Origin of the sequence: Streptomyces capoamus, from assembly GCF_014654935.1 — a bacterium.
Lineage (GTDB): Bacteria > Actinomycetota > Actinomycetes > Streptomycetales > Streptomycetaceae > Streptomyces > Streptomyces capoamus.
The window spans coordinates 29,228-31,540 of sequence record NZ_BNBF01000021.1 but is presented as its reverse complement, the minus strand read 5'-3'; the positions used below and the strand labels follow the sequence as shown (position 1 = coordinate 31,540).

At 74.1% G+C, this 2,313-nt stretch carries 2 protein-coding genes; both read right to left on the bottom strand.

All coding sequences use genetic code 11. The annotated features are described in order from the left end of the window. A partial coding sequence (locus tag IE312_RS42150; protein WP_229900525.1) for a CoA transferase occupies positions 1-831 on the bottom strand: 831 nt, incomplete at its 3' end. 63 nt (positions 832-894) lie between these two features. Beyond that, the coding region (locus tag IE312_RS28280; protein ID WP_229900524.1) for a S8 family peptidase at positions 895-2,313 on the bottom strand (1,419 nt) is incomplete at its 5' end.

Genomic DNA, 2,313 nt, shown 5'->3' with positions numbered 1-2,313 from the left:
CAGCAGCTCTTCGAGGGTGGCGCGGCCGGCGGCCAGGTCGAGCGTGGCGGACCGCTTGCCGAAGCCCGTGTCGGCCTGCTGGTCCGGCAGTTCCGGCAGCCAGGGCGCGTCGACCCGCAGGACGTCCGCGCCCAGCAGGGCCAGGGTGCGGGTGGCGACCGGACCCGCCAGCACCCGGGTCAGGTCCAGCACCCGCAGGCCGGCGGCGGGCAGCAGGGGAGCGGCGGCCCGGTCCAGGGGCGCCGCCCCGCGCGCGGGGGCGTCGTCGAGCCGCGCGCGTTCCACCAGCGGCCGGGCGGCCACCTCGGCGGCCTGCGGGTGCGCCCGCCACTCCTGCGGCGTGCGCAGGGCCACCGCGAGGCCGCCGGCGCCCTGGACGGCCTCCTCGGTCCGCAGCGCGGAGCGCTCGGCGAGCCGGCCGGCGACCTCGTCCGCGGAGGCGTCCGCCGGCAGGTCCAGCGCGCCGAGCAACCGGGCCCGGTGGTGCGGGTAGTTGGCGTGGGTGCGCACCCAGCCGTCGGCCGTGCGCCAGAACCGCGACAGCGGTGCGAAGGCGTCCGGCGTCCGGCCGTCGACCCGCAGGAGCCGCTCGCTACGGAAGGCGGCGGACACCGCGCCATCGTCCACGGTGACCGCCGGCACCTCGGCGAGGCCGGCCCGTCGCGCCCCCAGCTCGGCGGCGGCCAGCGCGCACGTCGCCACGCACGCGCGGGCCAGCTCGCGGACGGGCAGCCGTGCGCCGAGCACCCCCGGGCGCACGACGGCCGACACGCGCCGGACCGCGGCGGGGTCTCCGCCCACGGCCTCCCATCCATCCTTGATTGCTGTCATTACTTCACTATGCAGTATTGATTGAATCAATGCTGCAGGGACCGGTCCCTCGAATCCGGCTGCCTAGCGCACCGCGCGCAGCGCGTTGACCACGCCGAACCCGTAGAAACCGTTCACCCGCTTGCCGCCGACACAGGTCGCGTCCACGACCCCGTCGCCGTTCCCGTCGTACGGCTCGGCCGGGCAGCCCGGATTGTCCGCCTCGGCCTTCAGTAGCGCCCGCAGCTGCGCCGGGGTGGCGTACGGGTGCGCCGACTTCAGCAGCGCGGCCACCGCGGCCACGTGCGGCGAGGCCATCGACGTGCCCTGCAGGAAGCCGTACTGGTTGTTCGGCATGGTGGACAGGATGCGCCCGTTCTTCGACGGGGTGTCCGGGATCTGGTACTTGTCGCCGCCCGGGCCCGCGACGTCGACGACGCCCTGGCCGTAGCTGGAGTAGTACGACTTGGTGCCCTTCACGCCCACGGCGCTCACGGTCACCACGCCGGGCAGCTGGGTCGGCACGTCGAAGCACTCGTGCGGGTCGATGGTGCGGGTCTGCGCGGTGGAGTCGTCGGGGCTGGATTCGTCCACGATCGCGTCGGCGTCCAGGTCGTGATTGGAGTTGCCGGCCGAGGCGACGTTGAGCGTGCCCTTGCGCTGGGCGTACAGCTGGGCCCTGTTGACCGCGTCGACGATGGCGCGTTGATCGGGGTCGTCCATGCAGTTGTACAGCCACGGATCGACGTAGTAGCTGTTGTTGGTGATCTCGATGCCGTGGTCCGCGGCGAACACGAACGCGCACACCACGCTCTCCGGATAGAACAGCGAGGTCGCGTCGGGCTGCGCCACCGTGATGCTCGCGACCTTCACGCCCGGCGCCACCCCGGCGACGCCTATGCCGTTGCGGGCGGCGGCTATCTCACCGGCCACGTGCGTGCCGTGGTAGTGGTCGGCGTCCGCCGGCCGCCACGCGCCGTACGTCGTGTCCGCCTTGCCGCTCACACAGCTCGCCGACTGGGACGCGGAGAAGTTCGGGGCGATGTCCGGGTGGGTGTCGTCGACGCCCGTGTCGATGACACCCACCGTCACGTTCCGGCTGCCGGGGTTGATCTGCGCCGCCCGGTCGGCCCCGATGGCGCGCAGGTCCCACTGGTCCGCCTCCAGCGGTTCCTCGCCCGCCGCCGCGCCCGCCGCGAGCCGCGCCCGCTCCGCCCGGGACAGCACCTGCGCCGCGCCCTCGTCCGTCGTGCCCGCCGCGCTGAGCGGCGCGGTACGGGTGGCGCCCGCCGAGTCGACCCCGCGCACCGCGCGCATCCGCGCGCCGAAGTCCGGGTTCGCGGAGTGGACGACGATGACGCCGATCCGGTCGTAAGCGGCCACGACCGTACCGCCGTTGCGGGCTATCTCCCGCTGCACGGACTCGATCGTGCGGTGGTCGGTGCGGGTGTTGACCACGTAGGCGAGGCTCGGGCCGTCCGCCGCCCGTGCCACCGTGCCGGC